Origin of the sequence: Robertmurraya korlensis NBRC 107688 (assembly GCF_001591645.1) — a bacterium.
Taxonomy (GTDB): domain Bacteria; phylum Bacillota; class Bacilli; order Bacillales; family Cytobacillaceae; genus Robertmurraya_A.
On sequence record NZ_BCVH01000016.1, the window covers coordinates 1 to 19763 of the forward strand.

The 19763-nt window shown below is 40.0% G+C and carries 10 protein-coding genes and 2 riboswitches; of the genes, 2 read left to right on the forward strand and 8 right to left on the reverse strand.

The features are described from left to right. Positions 1–529: 529 nt before the first annotated feature. The 7 genes from ptsG to BKO01S_RS17585 all read right to left on the reverse strand — a co-directional run bounded on the left by ptsG (position 530) and on the right by BKO01S_RS17585 (position 11519). On the reverse strand, positions 530–2557 hold the full coding sequence (ptsG, locus tag BKO01S_RS17555; RefSeq protein WP_066057138.1) for a glucose-specific PTS transporter subunit IIBC: 2028 nt from the start codon (positions 2555–2557) through the stop codon (positions 530–532). A gap of 193 nt (positions 2558–2750) precedes the next feature. Next, positions 2751–3593 (reverse strand): glucose PTS transporter transcription antiterminator GlcT, encoded by an 843-nt coding sequence (glcT, locus tag BKO01S_RS17560; RefSeq protein WP_066057141.1) that lies wholly within the window; start codon positions 3591–3593, stop codon positions 2751–2753. Positions 3594–3747: 154 nt separating this feature from the next. Beyond that, positions 3748–5079 (reverse strand): NCS2 family permease, encoded by a 1332-nt coding sequence (locus BKO01S_RS17565; RefSeq protein WP_066057144.1) that lies wholly within the window; start codon positions 5077–5079, stop codon positions 3748–3750. Positions 5080–5176: 97 nt separating this feature from the next. Then, positions 5177–5278: riboswitch (purine riboswitch) on the reverse strand. Between the two features lie 96 nt (positions 5279–5374). Then, positions 5375–6928, reverse strand: a complete 1554-nt coding sequence (gene guaA, locus BKO01S_RS17570) for a glutamine-hydrolyzing GMP synthase (RefSeq protein ID WP_066057337.1) — start codon at positions 6926–6928, stop codon at positions 5375–5377. 100 nt (positions 6929–7028) lie between these two features. Then, positions 7029–7130, reverse strand: a riboswitch (purine riboswitch). A 35-nt stretch (positions 7131–7165) separates the two neighbouring features. Then, positions 7166–9370, reverse strand: a complete 2205-nt coding sequence (locus tag BKO01S_RS17575) for a transglutaminase TgpA family protein (RefSeq protein WP_066057147.1) — start codon at positions 9368–9370, stop codon at positions 7166–7168. Beyond that, complete coding sequence (locus tag BKO01S_RS17580) at positions 9370–10578, reverse strand: DUF58 domain-containing protein (RefSeq protein ID WP_066057150.1); 1209 nt, start codon at positions 10576–10578, stop codon at positions 9370–9372. The genes BKO01S_RS17575 and BKO01S_RS17580 overlap by 1 nt, the downstream gene beginning before the upstream one ends. After that, the gene (locus BKO01S_RS17585; protein ID WP_066057340.1) at positions 10578–11519 is read right to left on the reverse strand and encodes an AAA family ATPase; all 942 of its coding nucleotides are present in this window, start codon (positions 11517–11519) and stop codon (positions 10578–10580) included. The genes BKO01S_RS17580 and BKO01S_RS17585 overlap by 1 nt, the downstream gene beginning before the upstream one ends. Positions 11520–11861: 342 nt before the next feature. Here BKO01S_RS17585 and BKO01S_RS17590 point away from each other — a divergent pair, with 342 nt between their 5' ends. Next, a complete protein-coding gene (locus BKO01S_RS17590) occupies positions 11862–14156 on the forward strand; it encodes a glycoside hydrolase family 65 protein (RefSeq protein ID WP_066057153.1) in 2295 nt (764 codons plus the stop codon). Between the two features lie 51 nt (positions 14157–14207). Next, positions 14208–14882, forward strand: a complete 675-nt coding sequence (gene pgmB / locus BKO01S_RS17595; RefSeq protein WP_066057157.1) for a beta-phosphoglucomutase — start codon at positions 14208–14210, stop codon at positions 14880–14882. 238 nt (positions 14883–15120) lie between these two features. Here pgmB and BKO01S_RS17600 read toward each other — a convergent pair whose 3' ends face one another. Next, the gene (locus tag BKO01S_RS17600; RefSeq protein WP_232311271.1) at positions 15121–19299 is read right to left on the reverse strand and encodes a 5'-nucleotidase C-terminal domain-containing protein; all 4179 of its coding nucleotides are present in this window, start codon (positions 19297–19299) and stop codon (positions 15121–15123) included. Positions 19300–19763: the final 464 nt, after the last annotated feature.

Sequence of the window (19763 nt, forward strand, 5' to 3'; positions counted from 1 at the left end):
CAACTTTTGCTCCCTCAGAAGCAACTATATTAGAATAACATCTCAACCACCTAAAGTCAACAACTTTCTTAAAAAATTTTAAGTTGTTATCTCGTCATCAGCGACTGTTTTTATATAATACCATCGTGAGCCTAGAGAGTCAACAAGGTATCCGTGGTAATAATATCCAAAATAACTCTTTCAATAGATACCTAAAAGGAGCTTAAAGGAGGAGATTTTTGGTTAAAAAAGGTTCTAACTTGGTTGAGGAACGCTCTAGAGCTACCAAAAGTGCTGGTTCGAGTGTAATTTTGCCATAGAACGAAGAGAAAGCAACGAGTACTTTCACGTAGTATCCTGAATATTTACTTACGATTACTAAAGTTTTTTTTCGATTCTTCTATGTTACTTGCTATCACTACAATTTAATTATGATTTTCAACTAATCTACCTACCTTAATACGAATCGGACAGTCTCCACGGATCGAGAATAACCAAAAAACCAGCCTTCCCTAGGAAAGACTGGTCGAGTTTCTTCTATAATAATTACTTAGTTAATTGAAATGATGTTTTGATCCTTAATTGTTACAGCACCCTGCTTGTTGATGGTAACTTTCTCACCTTCAGCAAGGTTTGTAAATACTACAGGAGTGATGGTTGATGTTGCATTATTCTTAATATACTCAAGATCTACCTTAAGTAATGGTTGACCTGCAACAACCGTATCATTTTCACCAACTAACGCTTCAAAACCTTCTCCTTTTAGGTTTACTGTATCAATACCAAAATGGATTAGGATTTCGCGTCCACTATCAGACACAATTCCGATTGCGTGTTTTGTTGGGAATAGGTTAACGATTTTACCGTTCACAGGTGATACAACTGTACCTTCTGTTGGCTCAATCGCAAATCCATCACCCATCATTTTACCAGAGAATACAGCATCAGGAACTTCAGTGATTGGCTTAAGGTTACCTGTTAATGGTGAAACGAAAGTATCTTCACATGAAGCCGTCGTGCTTACTGCTGCATTTGTTGCTTCTGGTGCTTTTGCTGGTGTTGGTCTTTTTCCAGACATGATGTCCTTCATTTGACCTTTGATTGTTTCAGAACGAGGACCAAAGATTGCTTGAATGTTGTTACCAACTTCAAGTACACCTGCAGCTCCTAGTTTTTTCAATCTATCTTTATCAACAGATCCGATATCATTTACAGATACACGCAGACGAGTGATACAAGCGTCTAAGTGAGAAATGTTTTCTTTTCCACCCATTGCTTCTAAGATATCGTATGGAAGGTCACTAGTTTGCCCAGCAGCTCCTTCTGTTGTTTCCTCTTCTACTTCACGACCAGGAGTCTTAAGGTTAAACTTGCGGATCGCAAAACGGAAACCGAAGTAGTAAACAAGCGCAAATACAAGACCTACAGGAATTACTAACCAAGCATTTGTTTGTGGGTTGATTAGACCAAATAGGATATAGTCAATTAATCCACCAGAGAACGTCATACCGATTTTTACATCTAATAAATGCATAGTCATGAATGAAAGACCAGCAAATACTGCGTGAATACCGAAAAGAACCGGTGCAACGAATAAGAATGAGAATTCAATTGGCTCTGTAATACCTGTTAAGAAAGCTGTTAAACCAGCAGAAGCCATAAGTCCACCAACAACAACTTTTCTTTCAGGACGAGCTTCATGATAAATCGCTAATGCTGCTGCAGGTAAACCGAACATCATGAACGGGAACTTACCAGTCATGAACGTACCAGCAGTTAAGTTTTGTACATTATCTTTAATTTCTGCCATGAAGATACGTTGGTCACCACGAACCACGTCTCCAGCTTTTGTTACATACTCACCAAACTCATACCAGAATGGAGAATAGAAGATATGGTGTAAACCAAATGGAATTAATGCACGTTCAATAACACCAAAGATAAACGCTGATAGTGTCAAGTTTGCATGAACCATGTTTTGCGAGAATGCATTTAGACCATTTTGAATTGGTGGCCAAACAATTAACATAACAAGACCTAAGATAACTGCTGTTGCAGCTGTAACGATTGGAACGAAACGCTTCCCAGCAAAGAATCCTAAGTAAGAAGGTAATTCAATTTCATAGTACTTGTTGTAAAGTCCCGCTGCGATAATACCGACGATAATACCACCGAATACCCCAGTTTGTAGTGTCGGAACTCCAAGAATACTTGAGTAATTTAATCCGTTTACATCTTCAGCCGTTAAGCCTAAAGCTGTACCCATTGTTACATTCATAATTAAGTATCCGATGATGGCAGCTAAACCAGCTACTCCATCTCCACCTGCTAAACCAACAGCAACCCCAACCGCAAAGAGTACAGGAAGGTTTCCGAATACGATATCCCCCGCACTTTGCATAATTGAAGCAACCATTGCTACTCCACCATTATCTAGAAATGGAGCTAACTCCAACAACGCAGGATTTTTAAGCGCTGCCCCTAATGCAAGTAAAATCCCTGCCGCAGGAAGCAAAGCAACTGGTAACATCAATGCTTTACCAACTTTTTGTAAAACACCAAACACCTTTTTAAACATGGTATAACCTCCTAAAAATTTTGTTTCGCTCATTGTTGTTCCCCAATTTGCAAAAAGAAAACAAAAAAGACATGAGAGAAAAAGGAATCAAAATAGAGCTTACAAGGTTATAATACCCGTAAATCTCAATTTCAATTATCTTCTTCACTCATGCCTGATCGAATCAGTAACACGTATAAAAGATAAGTTCGATTTATTTAACTTTTTTTTGAAGCCTTTGCAAATGCATGGTTAAGTACACTGCTTCTGCATCAAATACTGTCTTCTTTAAAGCTTGTTGCATCACTTTAATGAGCTTCCATGAGAGATTGTAACACACCGGATACTCCTCTTTCAAGAGGTTTGCGATTTTTTCTGGTTCTTCTACTTTTTCTCCGTTATGAACACGCTCAATGGTGAACCGAATATGTCGAACAAGCCTCATATAATCAATACTTTCCTTGTCAATTACTATCTCGAGTTGCTCTTCAATCATATCAATTAAACGAGTGACCAGTTGCGAGTGCTGATTTACTTCCGATAAATTCCGATTCATCACCGCACTATGAATATGCAGAGAAATAAAACCTACTTCCCCTTCAGGAAGCTCCAGTCCTGTACTCTCTTTAATCATAGTCACTACATCTTTTGCGATTTCATACTCAAATGGATATAGTGCTTTCGTTTCTATCAAGAAAGGATTTCTCATTTCCAGTCCATTTGAAAGTCTACTGACTGCAAACATTAAATGATCCGTTAACGCCACATGAATATGCTCATTTAACTCTGCATTCGTTCTTTTCTTTATTAACTCAATCGCAGAAATGAACACTTCATGTAGATTACTCTCGACAAAAGGAAGGAGTTTAATATAATTCTCTTGTTCCTTTTCATTTTTTAACACAAATAGTTTTTCTGCTGACGCCTCGTCGATGACATCTCCCGTTTTACGGTTAAACCCGATGCCCTTACCGATCACAACAACCTCTCCATAATCCGAGTGGTCAGCTATCACAACATTATTATTTAAATTTTTGCTAATGATAAGTCCAGACATCTTAATTCCCCGCTTTATTTGAGAGCTTCGACATAACAAGGTTAATGTTATATAACGTACAAATGCTTGTCAATTAGAATACGCAAACGCATTCATATTTCTGTAAAAACCGTCATAAAAAAGAGGGTTGACTACAAGTAGCCAACCCTTTTTTCTATTCTGTTAAGAACATGAAGTATAACAAGAAGATGACAAAGAATACATACATGACTGGGTGTATTTCTTTTGTACGTCCTTTTACCATCATCGTAATTGGGTAGAAAATGAACCCAGCTGCAATACCTGTTGCAATACTATACGTTAGCGGCATTGCAATGATTGTTAAGAAAGATGGTACAGCAATCTCAAAACGATTCCATTCAATTTTCCCTAAAGAAGATACCATCAGAACCCCAACGATAATTAATGCTGGAGCTGTTACAGGCGATGTAACAACTGATAAAACTGGGAAGAAAAATAATGATAGTAAGAAAAATCCTGCTGTCACTAAAGCTGCAAAACCTGATCTTGCTCCTGAAGCGACACCTGCAGATGATTCAATATAAGAAGTGGTTGTTGATGTTCCAAAGATAGAACCTACTAATGATGCAATAGAATCCGCAAATAATGCTCTTCCTGCATTAGGAAGCTTATCTTCTTTCATTAATCCCGCTTGATTCGCAACTGCTACAAGCGTTCCTGCGTTATCAAAGAAGTCAACGAATAAGAAAGTTAAAACGATCCCAAGCATAGTAGCCGTGTAGAAAGATGGATCACCAAATGCTGAGAATAGCGAACCAAATGTTGGCTCAAGACTAGGTACTGCACCAACAACCTTTTCAGGTGCATCAATTAAATTAAAGATCATACCCACGATAACCATAATAATCATTCCGAAGAATACAGCCCCGTTAATCCCTCTTGTCATCATGATCACTGTAATAAGAAGACCAAAAATGGCAAGTAGAGTATTACCCGCTGTTAAATCTCCAAGTCCAACCAATGTTGCATCATTATTTACGATAATGCCTGCATTTTTCAATCCAATAAAAGTGATAAAAAGCCCGATACCTGCACCGACGGCATGCTTTAATTCTACAGGTATAGCGTTAATAATTTTTTCACGTAAACCAGAAATGGTTAATAATAAGAAGAAAACACTTGAGATAAAAACAGCAGCTAACGCATGTTGCCATGGTGCTCCATGAGTTAATACTACTGAGTAAGCAAAGAATGCATTCAGACCCATACCAGGTGCTAAAGCAATCGGGAACTTACCTATGAGTCCCATAATAATTGACCCAACCGCTGCTGCAAGTGCGGTAGCTACAAAGACTGCTCCGTAATCCATACGCATTGCATCAGGAAGATCTGGTACATCCGCTAGTGTCAACGTAAGTGGGTTGACTACTAATATATATGCCATTGCTAGGAAGGTAGTTAATCCTCCCATAAACTCGCGACGATAATTCGTTCCAAGCTCTTCAAATTGAAAGTACTTTTTCATCTCTTTCTTTCCTCCATTTTTAGAAAAATAAAAAACGCCCCAACAAAACAAGGAGCGCCTGACAACAAAGATTCGCGAAATAGAGGTCAAAGAAAGGACCTATTATCACTCACCTCGTAGTCAAGCTATTTACGGTAGCTCGGTAGAAACTTCTGGGCCATATCCCCAAGATTATACGACGAAAAACGACATTTATTAGTACTTTCTCATCATACCAAGCACTTGGATTTTCGTCAATATAAAAAAACGAACATTTTTTCAAATGTCCGTTTTATTGTTCGTATTTTGTTAGAATTTATTCCCATTCAATGGTTGCAGGTGGCTTACTAGTAATATCATATACTACTCGGTTGACGTGACTCACTTCGTTCACAATACGAGTAGAAATGACTTCTAATACTTCCCATGGAATTCTTGCCCAATCAGACGTCATTCCATCAATAGATGTTACCGCACGAATCCCAATTGTATAATCGTACGTACGAGCATCTCCCATTACACCAACAGAACGGATATCTGGTAGCACAGTAAAGTATTGCCAAATATCACGATCAAGTCCTGCTTTCTTAATTTCTGCACGTAAAATCGCATCTGATTCACGAACGATTTCTAGCTTATCCTCAGAAATTGCACCTAGCACTCGAATTCCAAGTCCCGGGCCTGGGAAAGGTTGACGCCAAACGATTTCATCAGGAATTCCAAGTTCCGTACCAAGAGCACGTACTTCATCCTTGAATAATGTGTTAAGCGGCTCAATTAATGTGAATTGCATATCTTCAGGAAGACCACCAACATTGTGATGCGATTTAATTGTTTGAGCAGTAGCCGTACCACTTTCAATAATATCTGTATATAGAGTTCCCTGAGCTAAGAAATCAATCCCCTCAAGTTTTGTTGCTTCATCATCAAACACATAAATGAACTCATTACCGATGATTTTACGCTTTTGTTCCGGGTCACTTACTCCAGCTAATTTATTTAAGAAACGATCCTTTGCATCTACTTTAATAACATTCATATTAAAGCCGTCAGCAAAAGTCTTCATAACGCTGTCAGCTTCCCCTTTACGAAGTAAGCCGTGGTCAACGAAAATACATGTTAATTGATCACCAATCGCTTTATGAATAAGTACAGCGACTACTGATGAATCAACACCACCACTTAGTGCGCAAAGAACCTTTTTGTCACCCACTTGCTGGCGGATTTTTTCCATTTCAACCTCAATAAAGTTTTCCATCGACCAGTTACCAGTACATTCACAAACACCGAATACAAAATTCTTTAATAGCTCATTCCCATAAACAGAATGACGAACCTCTGGATGGAATTGTACCCCGTACATCTTACGATCCGCATCACTCATAGAAGAAATCGGACAAGAAGGACTAACTGCATCAACAGTAAAGCCTTGAGGTGCTTCTACTACTAAATCTCCATGGCTCATCCAAACAATTTGCTCCTCAGGAAGGTCAGCAAATAACTTGGATTTGTTTTCAATTTGAATAGCTGCTTTTCCATACTCACGGTGCGTAGCAGGTTCAACTTTCCCATTAAAATGAGTAGTCATCAGCTGCATTCCGTAACAAATCCCTAGTACAGGAAGTCCAAGCTCAAAAATTTCTTCGTCACAACGGAAAGATCCTTCGTCATATACACTGTTTGGTCCACCAGATAAAATAATTCCCTTTGGATTCATTTGACGGATCTCTTCAGCAGTAATGGTATGAGGGTGCAATTCACTATACACACCAAATTCACGAATCCTTCTAGTAATCAACTGATTATACTGACTTCCAAAGTCCAATACAACGACCATTTCCTGACCTGATAAACCTACCTTTTCAGACATCCCATTCACCTCATCGTTATTTTTACCAAATAAAAAAGCTAGAATTCCACTCCAAAAAAAATTTTTTGAAGGCAGAATTCTAGCTGATATCTCTAACAACCATAGAAAGCTCCGCCTTCATAGTCAAATCATTTACGGCGATTTGGTAGAGACTCTCGAACCATATTTTCGAGGATATATGAAGAGATACATTTTTATAATATTAGAGATTATTGTAACAACATGTCGTTTTATCGGTCAAGCGATTGTCTTTTTAATTAAATTTTCCCACAATTCACGCGAACGGTCCCAACAACCTTCTTCCAGCTTTCCTTTGTACACATATCTCTCGTATTGAGAGGTAAGTGTGCCCATATCCTTCGAGGAAAAGAAGAAATCGACATAATCAGCATAGTCTCTGAGTGTTTGATGGTCCTTTCTCTTTATCCCATATCGATCAAGTTGCTTTAATAGTGCCAAGTAGGCTCTGGAGAAATCATCATCCTTTTTCCTAAATCTAAAAACTAGCACCAGTACATACGGAAGCCATTTTAACCGTAGCTTATAAGCAATAAATGCAAGGACTACCATAATACCTAGAAGAAGTAGCCCCTTCTTCCAGTGCTCAACCATGCCCGCCACGATGTTGTCCCATAATCCCTTCCAGGAAAAAGAGCTTTCAGAGGAAACGGTTTCTTCAGGAGTTTCGGGTTTTTTCACATCTGGCTGTTCCTCAGTTTCAGGTGTCTCTACATCCGTAGAACTTTGTGAGGTTTCATCAAAGTTAAATTGCACGTTACTTGAAAAACCTTGCGTCGGCTCAAAAGGAACCCAACCTACTTCAGGAAAGTACACCTCCACCCATGAATGTGCATTGTTATTCGTAATCGTATAGCCTCGTTTTCCTGACTCCGTTGGTCCCTGGTACTCCCCTTCTGTATAGCCCTTTACCCAGCGAGAGGGAATACCCACTGAGCGTAACAAGACAACCATCGAGGTGGAATAATTATCACAATACCCTTTTAGTGATTCAAACAAAAACTGGTCTACGTAGTCATCCTCCGCACCGGGTATAGCCACGTCCATTTGATCATACGTAAATCCGTTCATCCCAAAATATTTTTCTACTGCTCTCGCTTTGTCAAACCACGTCTTTTGTTCACCCGTAATTTCAAGTGCCAAGTCCTTCACTCGTTGTGGCAACGTTTCTGGGAGCTGTGTATATCGATAGAGAAACTCTTGACTTAACCCGGATGCCTCTAAGCTTTCGGTTGCCTTCATGGCAGTTACACTGTATCTCGGAATGTCGTACGATACTGTGTATTCCTCTAACGACGCTGTTCGACCACCCTCTAATGTATATACCTTTTCGAGCCCTTCATTGACACGGAAGGAGTTGCTTATATTCTCGGTACTGACGGATTTTAGCCCTAACGGATAAATAATATGCGGATAGTTTCGAACAGAGGATACATTTGCCGTTAGCTCCTTTACCTCTAACCCTTCTTGGTTAAAGGAACTAATTGGAAACACCTCATTTTGAGTAAATGGAATAGGATCATCTGAGCTTGATACCTCCCAGCCCTTTCCCGTATAGATATCCTTTGTTTCGACTCGCCAATAATGCCTTTGGTCCACTTCCGTCTCGTACACAACGGTATCGTCTCCAATGAACGGACCTCCTAGACTCGTATCATCCGTTCCGTAACCTACCCTCTGTCCACCCGCACCTGCTCCACTATCTTCTGAGTAGGAAGTCAGGTACGGAACAGGATCGGGCCAAATCGGTGCCGCTTTTGGTCCGCCAAACCCTAAAGCGACACTCGCCCCAATCATTATAAACAAAGGTAGGCCCCACTTCCGTATGGAAGCCAATCCCTTACCAATTGCTTCTCTCTCTACTAGACGCTGGAAGGTTAGCATTCCCATCACGCCAAAACCAACAACTACCGTTCGAACAATGGCTCCGTCTGCTTCATAGGGAGTAAACGTATCTAGAACAGTAATATATACAAGAGTCATAAAAAAGAAGATAAAAATTTGTCTACGAATAATCAGCCAATAGTTGATTAAATAGGCCATGAGCCAAAGAAGAATGAAAAATAAAAGACTTCGAAAAACAAAGGTTAACGCAGTCCATTCCATCTGAAACGAATAACTTATGTTTAGAATAAAGTCGTCCAGAAACTGTGAAAACCATGAGAATTGAAAAAACGACCCTTCAAAATAATAGTAGTGAATAAAATAAAGGATATAGACAGTCTTCAACAACGCCCCTAGTAAAAACCGGATCTTTGAAAAAGATATGGCCAGACATAGGAAAAGAAAACCTAGAAATATATAAATGTTTCCGGTATTGGTCAATTCATCAACTGGCCTGAGCCACTCCCATAACAACAAAAACCCAAGCAAGTAAAGAAAAAGTGTAACCATCGTTTCATGCTTCTTTTTCACTTCTGTCATTACCTGCTCACCTCCGAAAATACATCAGAAAAATGTCCTTCATGAACAAGAACAACACGAACTCCTCTTGCATTCGCTGAACCTTTCAATGATATATCTAACTGATTCAAGGACTCACCTTGATTCTTCACCAAGTAAATAGTCACTGCCCCTTTTTTCCCAGAGAAAAAGCTCGCCTTCTCTATTAGAGGCTTCGTTAATTTCGAGGTCACAAGTATAAAAGAGGCATTTTGATTTCCAAGAAAGCTCTCTCCTCCTAGCACTCGGTCAAGGGATACTTGACAATCCGCTTTAATTTTAGCCAGATGATAAAAAAGACTTTGCTGGTGATCTTCCCCACTGCGAACAGGGAAGAAATGCCGATCCTTACTTAACGTCAATAGACCCACTTGCGCCCCTTTACGAAGGATCCCCTTAACTAAGGATGCAGTAAAGGAAACAATGGTTTCAAACTCTTCAGTCTTTGTACAATCCATAATAAGACAAATATCATGTGATTGGCGCTGTTCAAATTCCTTCGTCATCAGATCATTCCGCTTCGCACTAGCCTTCCAGTTAATCCATGAGAACTTATCTCCCGGCTGATATTCCCTAAGCCCAATCGCCATCGTTGTATCTCGTTGAACTCTTTCTTTCGATGCGGTCATTCCTTGGTCAAACTGATTGGAATGCGGACGATAAATAAGTTCCTCCATTTGAGGATAAACAATGAACCGATCGGTTGTATCAAATTCTACTTGTCTCTCTATTAAACCTAAAGGATCTCCAAGCTTTAGACGAACACACTCAAAAACATGTTCCCCTCGGGGTACCTGCTGGACCTCGTATTCAAACGTAAGCTGTTTTTTAAATCCCGGAAATAAAAGCACTTTTGCTTTTTGATTACTCCCACGAAGCTGTTCACTTAATCGATCCTCTGCAATAAGATAAAACAGCGGAAAGGAATTGGTTCTAGTCAAATGAATTTTGACCTTTAAGGTTTCACCTGCACTGTATTCCAACCTTGATAACTCTCTACTAATATTGAATGTTCGAGTCGAATATAAAGACAAGAAAAGACCGTACAAAGCAAAAGGAACAAAGCTATAAAATAAAAACCAACTAACAAACCCACCTTGGAACATCGCATATGAAAAGGTTACTGCGATTAGAAATAGAAGAATGATGAGTTTCCAAATATGTTGTATTGATAGAAAAACCTGTCTCATTACTTCACAAGCCTTTTGACAGGAACTGGTACTCTTTCCACCACTCGAGCCATAACATCCTCTGCTGTGATCCCCTCGAATTTCGCTTCTGACTTTAAAATAATCCGATGCGCGAGTACATATGGGGCAAGATACTGAACATCATCAGGCAACACGTAATCACGGTTATGCATATATGCATAAGCCTGCGCTGCTTTCATAAGACCGATCGACCCACGCGGACTTGCTCCTAGATACACACTACTATGAGTTCTTGTACGATGAGAAATATCCACGATATAGCGCTTAATTGTATCATCCACTATTACATTTTGGATTTCTTCCTGTAGCTCCCTTAGCTCCTCTAGGTCAATCACAGGCTGTAGTTCGGCTATCGGGGATCTCTTTTCCGCCCGAGAAAGGACTTCCATTTCCTCATCTAGATCTGGGTATCCCATTCTCATTTTTAAAAGAAATCGGTCAAGCTGAGCTTCAGGCAGTGGATACGTACCCTCGTACTCAATTGGATTTTGCGTGGCCATAACAAAAAATGGACGATCAAGCTTATGTGTAACTCCATCAATGGTTACACTGCTTTCTTCCATCCCCTCCAACAGGGCTGATTGTGTCTTTGGACTCGTTCGGTTAATCTCATCAGCGAGTATAATATTCCCCATAATGGGACCTGGTCGAAATTGAAATTCCAATTCTTTCGGATTATATATTGATACACCTGTAACATCGGATGGAAGAAGATCTGGAGTAAACTGAATCCGACGAAACTCTGCACTTACAGACCTTGCCAACGCACGGACCATCATCGTTTTTCCTACACCTGGCACATCCTCTAGTAACACATGCCCTTCAGCTAATAGTGCCACTAAGCTTAGCTCCGCAACATTTCTTTTCCCAATCATTACTTTTTCTATATTTTGAAGAATTCGGTTAATCAACGGATTCATCTGACTCACTACTAACAACCTCCTGAATAGTTACCTAAAAAATTTCATACCTTTTACACATATTCGCTATCTATTTGTCAATTTCCTGTAAAAAACAAATATTATTGATAGATTTACCCCTTTTTAAGTAGACGTTTCTACTTTGACAGAAGTTTCGACTACAAAACAATTGGAAAACATTGATAAACTTCTAGAAAAAAAGTTTGTCAAAAAAATATAACAATTTGTTAAAGCATTTTTCTATGAAATCCTTTACAATATAGATGTGTAAATCTTTTGCTTATTTTTTTACTGTTTTTGTGCAATCGTTTGCGCAATTAAAATATTTTTTGAGGTGATTACATGAAAAGATTATTTAGCATCGATCCATGGAAAATCGTTGAAACAAATGTAAACAAGGAAGATTTTCGTCTAGCCGAAAGCATGATGAGCCTTGGTAACGGTCATATGGGAATGCGTGGAAATTTTGAAGAAACGTATACAGGAGACTTCCACCGCGGTTCCTACATTGCTGGAGTTTGGTTTCCAGATAAAACGAGAGTTGGTTGGTGGAAAAACGGGTACCCCCATTACTTTGGGAAGGTGATTAACTCCATCAACTATATCGGTATCCGAGTACTAATCGATGGTGAAGAAATGGATTGTTATCAAAACCAAGTAACGTGCTTTTATCGAGAGCTAGACATGCAACATGGTGTGTTAACTCGTCGCTTTACAGTAACGCAGAGTGGCAAAGAAACAGATGTGGAGGTTGTTCGTTTTCTATCAATTAGGAATCCTGAGCTTGCTGTCATTAAGTACCAGGTTACCCCGAAAAACTATTCAGGTACTGTGACTTTCATCCCCTACTTAGATGGAGATGTGAGAAATGAAGACTCCAACTATGAGGAAGATTTTTGGTTAGAGGTCAAGAGAGGAGTTACTAACAGCAATGGTCATTTAGTAATGAAAACGAAGGATAATCCTTTTGGTACTCCTACCTTCCAAGTAGCTGCTAGCATGCGTCTTGAGGTAGATGGAGAAGTTTTGGCTCATTCTACAGATGAGCGTGAAGAATACGTTGAAAATACGATTGCGGTTCAAGCAAGTGAGAATACACCTGTTTCATTGATTAAGTATGTCGCTGTTACAACAGATAGAGATTATGAGGCTGCAGAATTAGTAACGAAGGCGGATGAAGTACTTACACACTCTGTTGAAAAGGGCTATGATTCCCTTCTTCAGGAGCATAAGAAAGCGTGGCTTAAGCGCTGGAGCATTGCTGATATCGAAATCAACGGAGATGACGAAGCTCAGCAAGGGATCCGATTCAATTTGTTCCAATTGTTCAGTACCTACTATGGTGAAGATGCACGTTTGAATATCGGACCAAAAGGATTTACTGGTGAAAAATATGGTGGTGCTACGTATTGGGATACAGAAGCATATGCTTTACCACTCTATTTATCTACAGCCAACCCAGAGGTAGCTCGCAATCTACTAGTTTATCGTCATAATCAGCTTGATGGTGCTTATCATAACGCGCAGCAGCAAGGCCTAAAGGGCGCCCTCTACCCAATGGTTACCTTTAACGGCATTGAGAGCCATAACGAGTGGGAAATTACGTTTGAGGAGATCCACCGAAACGGAGCGATTGCCTACGCCATCTATAACTATGTCAATTACACGGGTGATAAATCCTATTGGAACGAGTATGGAATTGACGTACTTACAGGGATTTCAAGATTTTGGGCAGACCGTGTTCATTTTCATAAAAAGAAAAATGTCTACATGATGCATGGCGTAACCGGTCCAAATGAGTATGAAAATAATGTAAATAATAACTGGTACACCAATACAATCGCTCGTTGGACCCTTCGATATACATTAGAAGTAATTACGGAGCTTAATGCAAGCGGGCATGAAAAGCGTATATCCGACCTTCAAATTACTGATGAAGAAATCTCAAAATGGCAGGAGATCATTGACAAAATGTACCTTCCATACGATGAGGAGCTTGACGTCTTTGTTCAGCACGACACGTTCCTTGATAAAGACTTGAAAACTGTTAACGAGTTAGCACCAGAGGATCGTCCGTTAAATCAAAAATGGTCATGGGATAAAATCTTAAGAAGCTGCTTTATCAAACAAGCAGACGTTCTTCAAGGCTTATACTTTTTAAATCACGAGTATTCATATGAAGAAAAAGAAAGAAACTTTAATTTCTATGAGCCAATGACAGTTCATGAATCCTCTCTTTCCCCGTCCATCCATGCGATCCTAGGAGCAGAGCTTGGAAAAGAGGAAAAGGCTTACGAGATGTACCATCGTACGGCTCGTCTGGATTTAGATAACTACAATAACGACACAGAAGACGGTCTTCATATTACCAGTATGACAGGCGCTTGGCTTGCCATCGTTCAAGGTTTTGCAGGCATGAGAACCGCCCATGAAACTCTTTCGTTTGCACCATTTGTTCCAAAATCATGGAATTCGTATTCCTTTAAAATCGTCTATCGTGACCATCTGTTAAATATCCATGTTTCAAAAGATGGTGTGACGATTTCTCAAGAAGGACCAGAATTGTCAATTAAGCTATATGCCGAGGAACTTGTGTTACCAGAAAACGGAACGAAGACCGTTGCTCTTAAAAAATAAAGAAGGAAGGGGCTTGGTTACCTTGCCCCCTTTTCTGTAGGGAGAGATTTTATGAAATTAGAAGCATTTATTTTTGACCTTGACGGTGTAATCACCGACACCGCTGAGTATCATTTTTTAGCATGGCAGGCACTTGCCAATGATATGGGAATCACCTTTACCCGTGAAGATAACGAACTGTTAAAAGGTATATCACGGATGGAATCACTGGAGAAAATCCTTGAAATCGGCGAACGTTCAAGTGATTTTTCAGAGGCTGAAAAAGAAGCACTTGCTTCAAAGAAAAATGATCATTATTTAACGCTTATTACGAAAATTAGCCCGTCTGACATCCTACCTGGGATCAAGGAATTACTGACTGCGATTAAGGCAAACGGACTAAAGCTAGGGCTAGCTTCAGCGAGTAAAAATGCCTTTACCGTGATGGATTCACTTGAACTAAAAGATGACTTTGATGTTATCGTCGATGCCAAAACGATTACAAACGGAAAACCAGATCCTGAAGTGTTTTTAACAGCAGCCAAGCTACTCGGAGTTAGCCCTGCAAACTGCATTGGCGTCGAGGATGCTGTTGCAGGTGTGGAAGCGATTAAGTCTGCGGGCATGTATGCTGTAGCTATTGGGGCTGGTGAATCCTTTCCTTTAGCGGATGTGGTCTATAGTGAGACAGGGGAGCTTTCTTTTGCAAAGATTAAGGGGCTTTTTGAAAAAGAAAAGGGCATTTAAGCTCTTTTGAGAAGGGAATGCACCTACATTCGGAGTGTTTGCTCTACTAATTTCTGATATACTTGCGATTTTTTAGAGTTATTTGCTATTTTTAAAATTTATTTGCGATTCTAAAAATATATTTGCGATTCGCTAAACTTACTTGCGATTAATAAAACTTATTTGCGATTCGCCAGACTTACTTGCGATTCCACATCAAAAGGCAGGTTGCCCAACAGCAACCTGCCTTCTTTATTAATTACTTCTCGCTTTTCTTTAATACATCTACAGTAGTTACTTTGCTAACATTTCCAGCGGCATCGGTTGCTGTTACGGTTAAAACGTTCTTATGCTTTTGCTTTGGAACGTTCACTGAGAACACTCCGTTACTGTCAGCGACAACCGTACCCAGTTCATCGCCACCCATCATCACTTTAACCGTTGCTCCTGTTTCCGTTGTTCCAGTAACTACGGTGTCATTGTGAATGACTGGATTTACGTTTGGCGCGTCAGGCGCAGTCACATCAATAACAGTCACTACCGTAGCTTCACTTACATTACCAGCCGCATCGGTTGCCGTTACTGAGACCTCTGTACCAGCTGTTAGCTTCGATATTTCTACGCTAAAGCTTCCATTTTCTGATGCCATTGCTGTACCAATCACTGTTCCATCAACAGACACGTTAACAATCGCACCAGCTTCTGTTGTTCCAGTGATTTCTGTTGATTGGTCAGTAATCTCGTTCACAGCAGGCGCTTCTGGTGCCACTTGATCTGACACTTCTTGAATGATTCTACCTTCAACTACCGGTGAAACAGGATTGTGTTTTTCTAAATAAGATGTAAATACCTCAAAATCAACAAAGTACAGCTCTGTAATACGACCTTGGTCCTTTGCCGTTTTAAACATGGTGTATCCATCCCCACCATCAGCAGTGAAGGCATTTGTCGCTACGCGGTACGTTTTATCCACCTGCAGCTCTTCATATCCATTAGCCGTCATCGCTTCCACATACCATACTCGCTCACCCACTGGCTTAGCAGCGTCATACTTGAATTTCAGACCGGCTACTTGCATGAAAGCCCCTTGCCCAACATTACTCACGCTGTGCTCTAACGCACCAAGAATTTCTGCTCCCGTTAAATCAAGTGTGACTAGGTTGTTTCCAAACGGTAATACCGTTAATACTTCACCAAGAGTGATATCCCCTGTATCAATAGAGGCACGGATTCCTCCACCATTTTGCATCGCAATATACGTTGGAATGAATTCATTCGCTTTTGCTACCATTCCATCTGTAATTAAGTTTCCTAGATTTGTTTCCTTGCTACGTACATCATCACGTACACCATTTAACACAACAGATGTGCTACCTACTACTTGCTTTTGAAGCTCTGTTAAAGGTACTTTATACTCCTCTACCTTCGCCTTTGCAGCAGCATTCTCTGCATACTTACTTAAATCCTTCAATTCACCAGCGTAATCTGCGATGACACCATTTTCATCAAAAGTTACGTCCAGTACACCTAGGTATTTCAAATATTCATTGGCTTGAACAATTAACGTTGGCTCTTCTTTTTCAATAACAACTGGCTCTGTTAGGGTGGTATGAGAATGCCCACCAACGATGACATCAATTCCATCCACTTGACCAGCTAGCTCAACGTCTGGCTGATAGCCTAAATGTGAGAGTCCAATAATCTTATCTACACCTTGCGCTTCAAGCATTCCTACGGTTTCATTTGCTTTTTTAACAGCATCTTCAAAAACAACATGGTCACCAGGATTCGCTAGGAATGCGGTATCCTCCGTTGTTAATCCAAAAATACCTACCTCTTCCCCATCTACTTGTTTAATAATCGCTGGGAAAATCTCACCTTTCTCATTTGTTCCACCGATTGAATTATTGAACAAAGGTCCTAGATCAGGATCATTTGCCATGTTCACGTTGGTAGAAACGATTGGGAACTCCGCTTGTTTGATAAAGTTTGCTAGAGTAGCAGAATCCTTATCAAACTCATGATTCCCTAGAGTCATGGCATCAAAACCTAACTGATTCATAAAATACAAGTCGGCTAGACCTAGATATTGTCTAAAATACAAAGTTCCTGAGAACACATCCCCTGCATTCAGCAATAAACTATTTTCCTTCTGAGCACGCAGCTCATTCACTGCCGTAATAAGTCGAGGGAACTGCTCCACATACGCATGTGTATCGTTTGTATGAAGAAGTGACAGAGTGAATGGTCCTTCTTCCACTGCTAAATCTAACTGAGCCACTAATGCATCATGGTCACTAGCACGTCCATGGTCTTCCATATAAGGAGAGTTAAAGTTCACGATGTCTAGCTCAGCTGCTTCAGCTAAATTATTTGTTACTAAAATATGATCGAGGACTTGTGCATTTCCTTGGTAGTTATACGTGTATCTCTCTGATACAGGTAATGTTTCTACTAAGTTTGTTAAATCATCACCTTTTAAAGCAGCAAGTGGTGCTGAGAATTCAAAATCGTTTAAGTCTCCTAATACAACTACATTAGCATCCTTGTTCTTTTCTTTGATATCAGAGACAAAATTATTTACGATAGTTGCGATTTCTACACGTTGGGCTTCACTCTCAAGGTATGGTGGTTGATTTTTCCCGAATAGTGGTTGGTCTCCACCTTTTGAATTGAAGTGATTGTTGATCACAATAACCTCTTCGCCTTGGAACGTAAACTCCGCAGCTAGTGGCTTACGGCTACTATTGAAGGCCGAGTTTGTTGGGTCAACACGGCCCGGGTTTAATGTAAGTGAACCATTTTCATACCCAACCGCTGTTGTCGCATCTCCTTTTGGTGCCTCATTAAGTTGAACACGGTCAGGATTGTAAAGATAGCCTACGCGAATGTTTCCACCAGGAACTCCACCATCCTTACCGTTTTCAGGAGCGATTTCTGTCCATGCATAAGTTGGTCCACCAAAGCTGGCAATCGCATCACTTAATGCTTTGTAGTTCGCGTCTCCTTTGACCACACCGTTGTTGGTTTCTCCACTTTCATCAAGTACTTCCACGAGACCAATGATATCTGGAGATCCTAAATTCTCAACCATAGATTTTGCTAGCTTATCGCGTTTTGCTGTATCTGATGCTACAAAGTTTTCGATGTTGTAGCTAGCAACTGTTAGCTTGTCTTCCGCTTGTTCGATTGTCGTTACTTCACTAGTTACCGGGCTTTCCACAAGCTCAGGAAGCTCAGCTTCATTTACTAAAATTTTAAAATTACTAAAACTGTAACTCATCACACCAGTAACCGTACCGTTGAAAGAGTCACCCGTTTTTGTTACAAAATCTCGGTTATTATTGCTTAGTAGAAGGAACATTCTCTCAGGATTTTGTGTTTCTGCCGTAAGAAGCGGTGAACCCTTCTCCGTATAAGCTTTTCCATCCACCTTTCCAGCAATAACAGGAATTTCCGCGTACTTTTGCGGGCCTGTTACCTGTGGACTTTCAAGTGCCACACGCATTCCTTCCAGGCTTTCATAAAAATCAATTCCGTCCTCTGAAGGATCAAATTCACTGAATTCATCATTATCTATAACAGAAGTTGGAGGAATCACATCCTTTCCAATCACGATTGGAGCAGGAAGTTCGTTTCCACTCGAAACCTTTGTAATTTTTCCTGATTGGGCGTTAATTTCGGTCATAGCTAAATCGGTTTGTAGTTTTTCAGAGTACCCATCAAGTACCCATTCTTTAACAAGTCCTGATACTGTGATACTGTCTCCCACAGAAACACCGTGAGTTGGTTTATACACAAGGATACCCTCTGAAGTTTTAGGATTGTCATCTGAGCTGGAATCCTGCATGTAGAAGTTGCTTCCATCCACTACCTGAGTAACAATACCAGGTACGTCTACAACATTTTTATCTTTGTAAGGTGAAGTATGTGATTGCCCTTGAATGTCGCGAATCTTTAAGCCTGTTTCGCCTGTTACAGGGTCTTCTTCATCTGGAGGTGGCGTTGTGCCGTCAAATGACATGGCAGTTGGAGATTTTAATCCTGGAACGGTGAAATAAGCTTCGAGTGTACCAGTAACATATACCTTTTTCCCGATAATCTCAGGATTCGTTGCTAGTCCAAACTCCGAACGAAAACTTGAAGGGAGCTGAACGGGTAATAATTTTGTGGGGTCGTTCTCGGTAGGAGAATCTGCTATCGCTAGATTAAAATCATTTCCAAATGGAGCTTCAAAGTCATAACTAGCTTTTCCTCCGCTACCACCTGATGTATGCGCTACTATGTAACCCATTACAGTCGCTGTCCCCGTATTATTCGCAATCGCCTCTGCAACCGAAATTGTCTCAGCTGCTTGTGCACGATAAGGGAGAATCATACTAATTAACATGACAACCATTGTTGTTACCGCAAAAAGCTGTTTTCTAAGCCTCTTCAAGTGTGTTCCTCCTCTAAATCTCATTTATAGTTGACCTCAATATGTACTTCCAACTAATTTGTCCTCCAAATCAGCAGTTTTATATTTCCTCCTTTCTCTTGGAAGGAAGTACTTGAGGCATTACTATCAACATACCATTTCCCTTTGTTCTTTCGTTCTTTTTAACGAAATTTTAACTCTATATATACAAGGGACTAATAATATTTACAAAGAAAAGATTAGGTTTTAATTTTTACACTACTATTATACTATTAATCATTCGTTCAATAACGAGAACGAATACCTATGCCCAATCTCCTGTCATGTAAGATATTTACTAATAAAGTGACCTTTGACTTATATCTTTTTTCACACAGAAAAATGCGACGCTTTAACACGTCGCATTAACATTCCTTCTCATTGATAGCTAGATCATTATCTAACACTCATTAATAAGCGAAAAATAATAAATACCGCAGCAATCG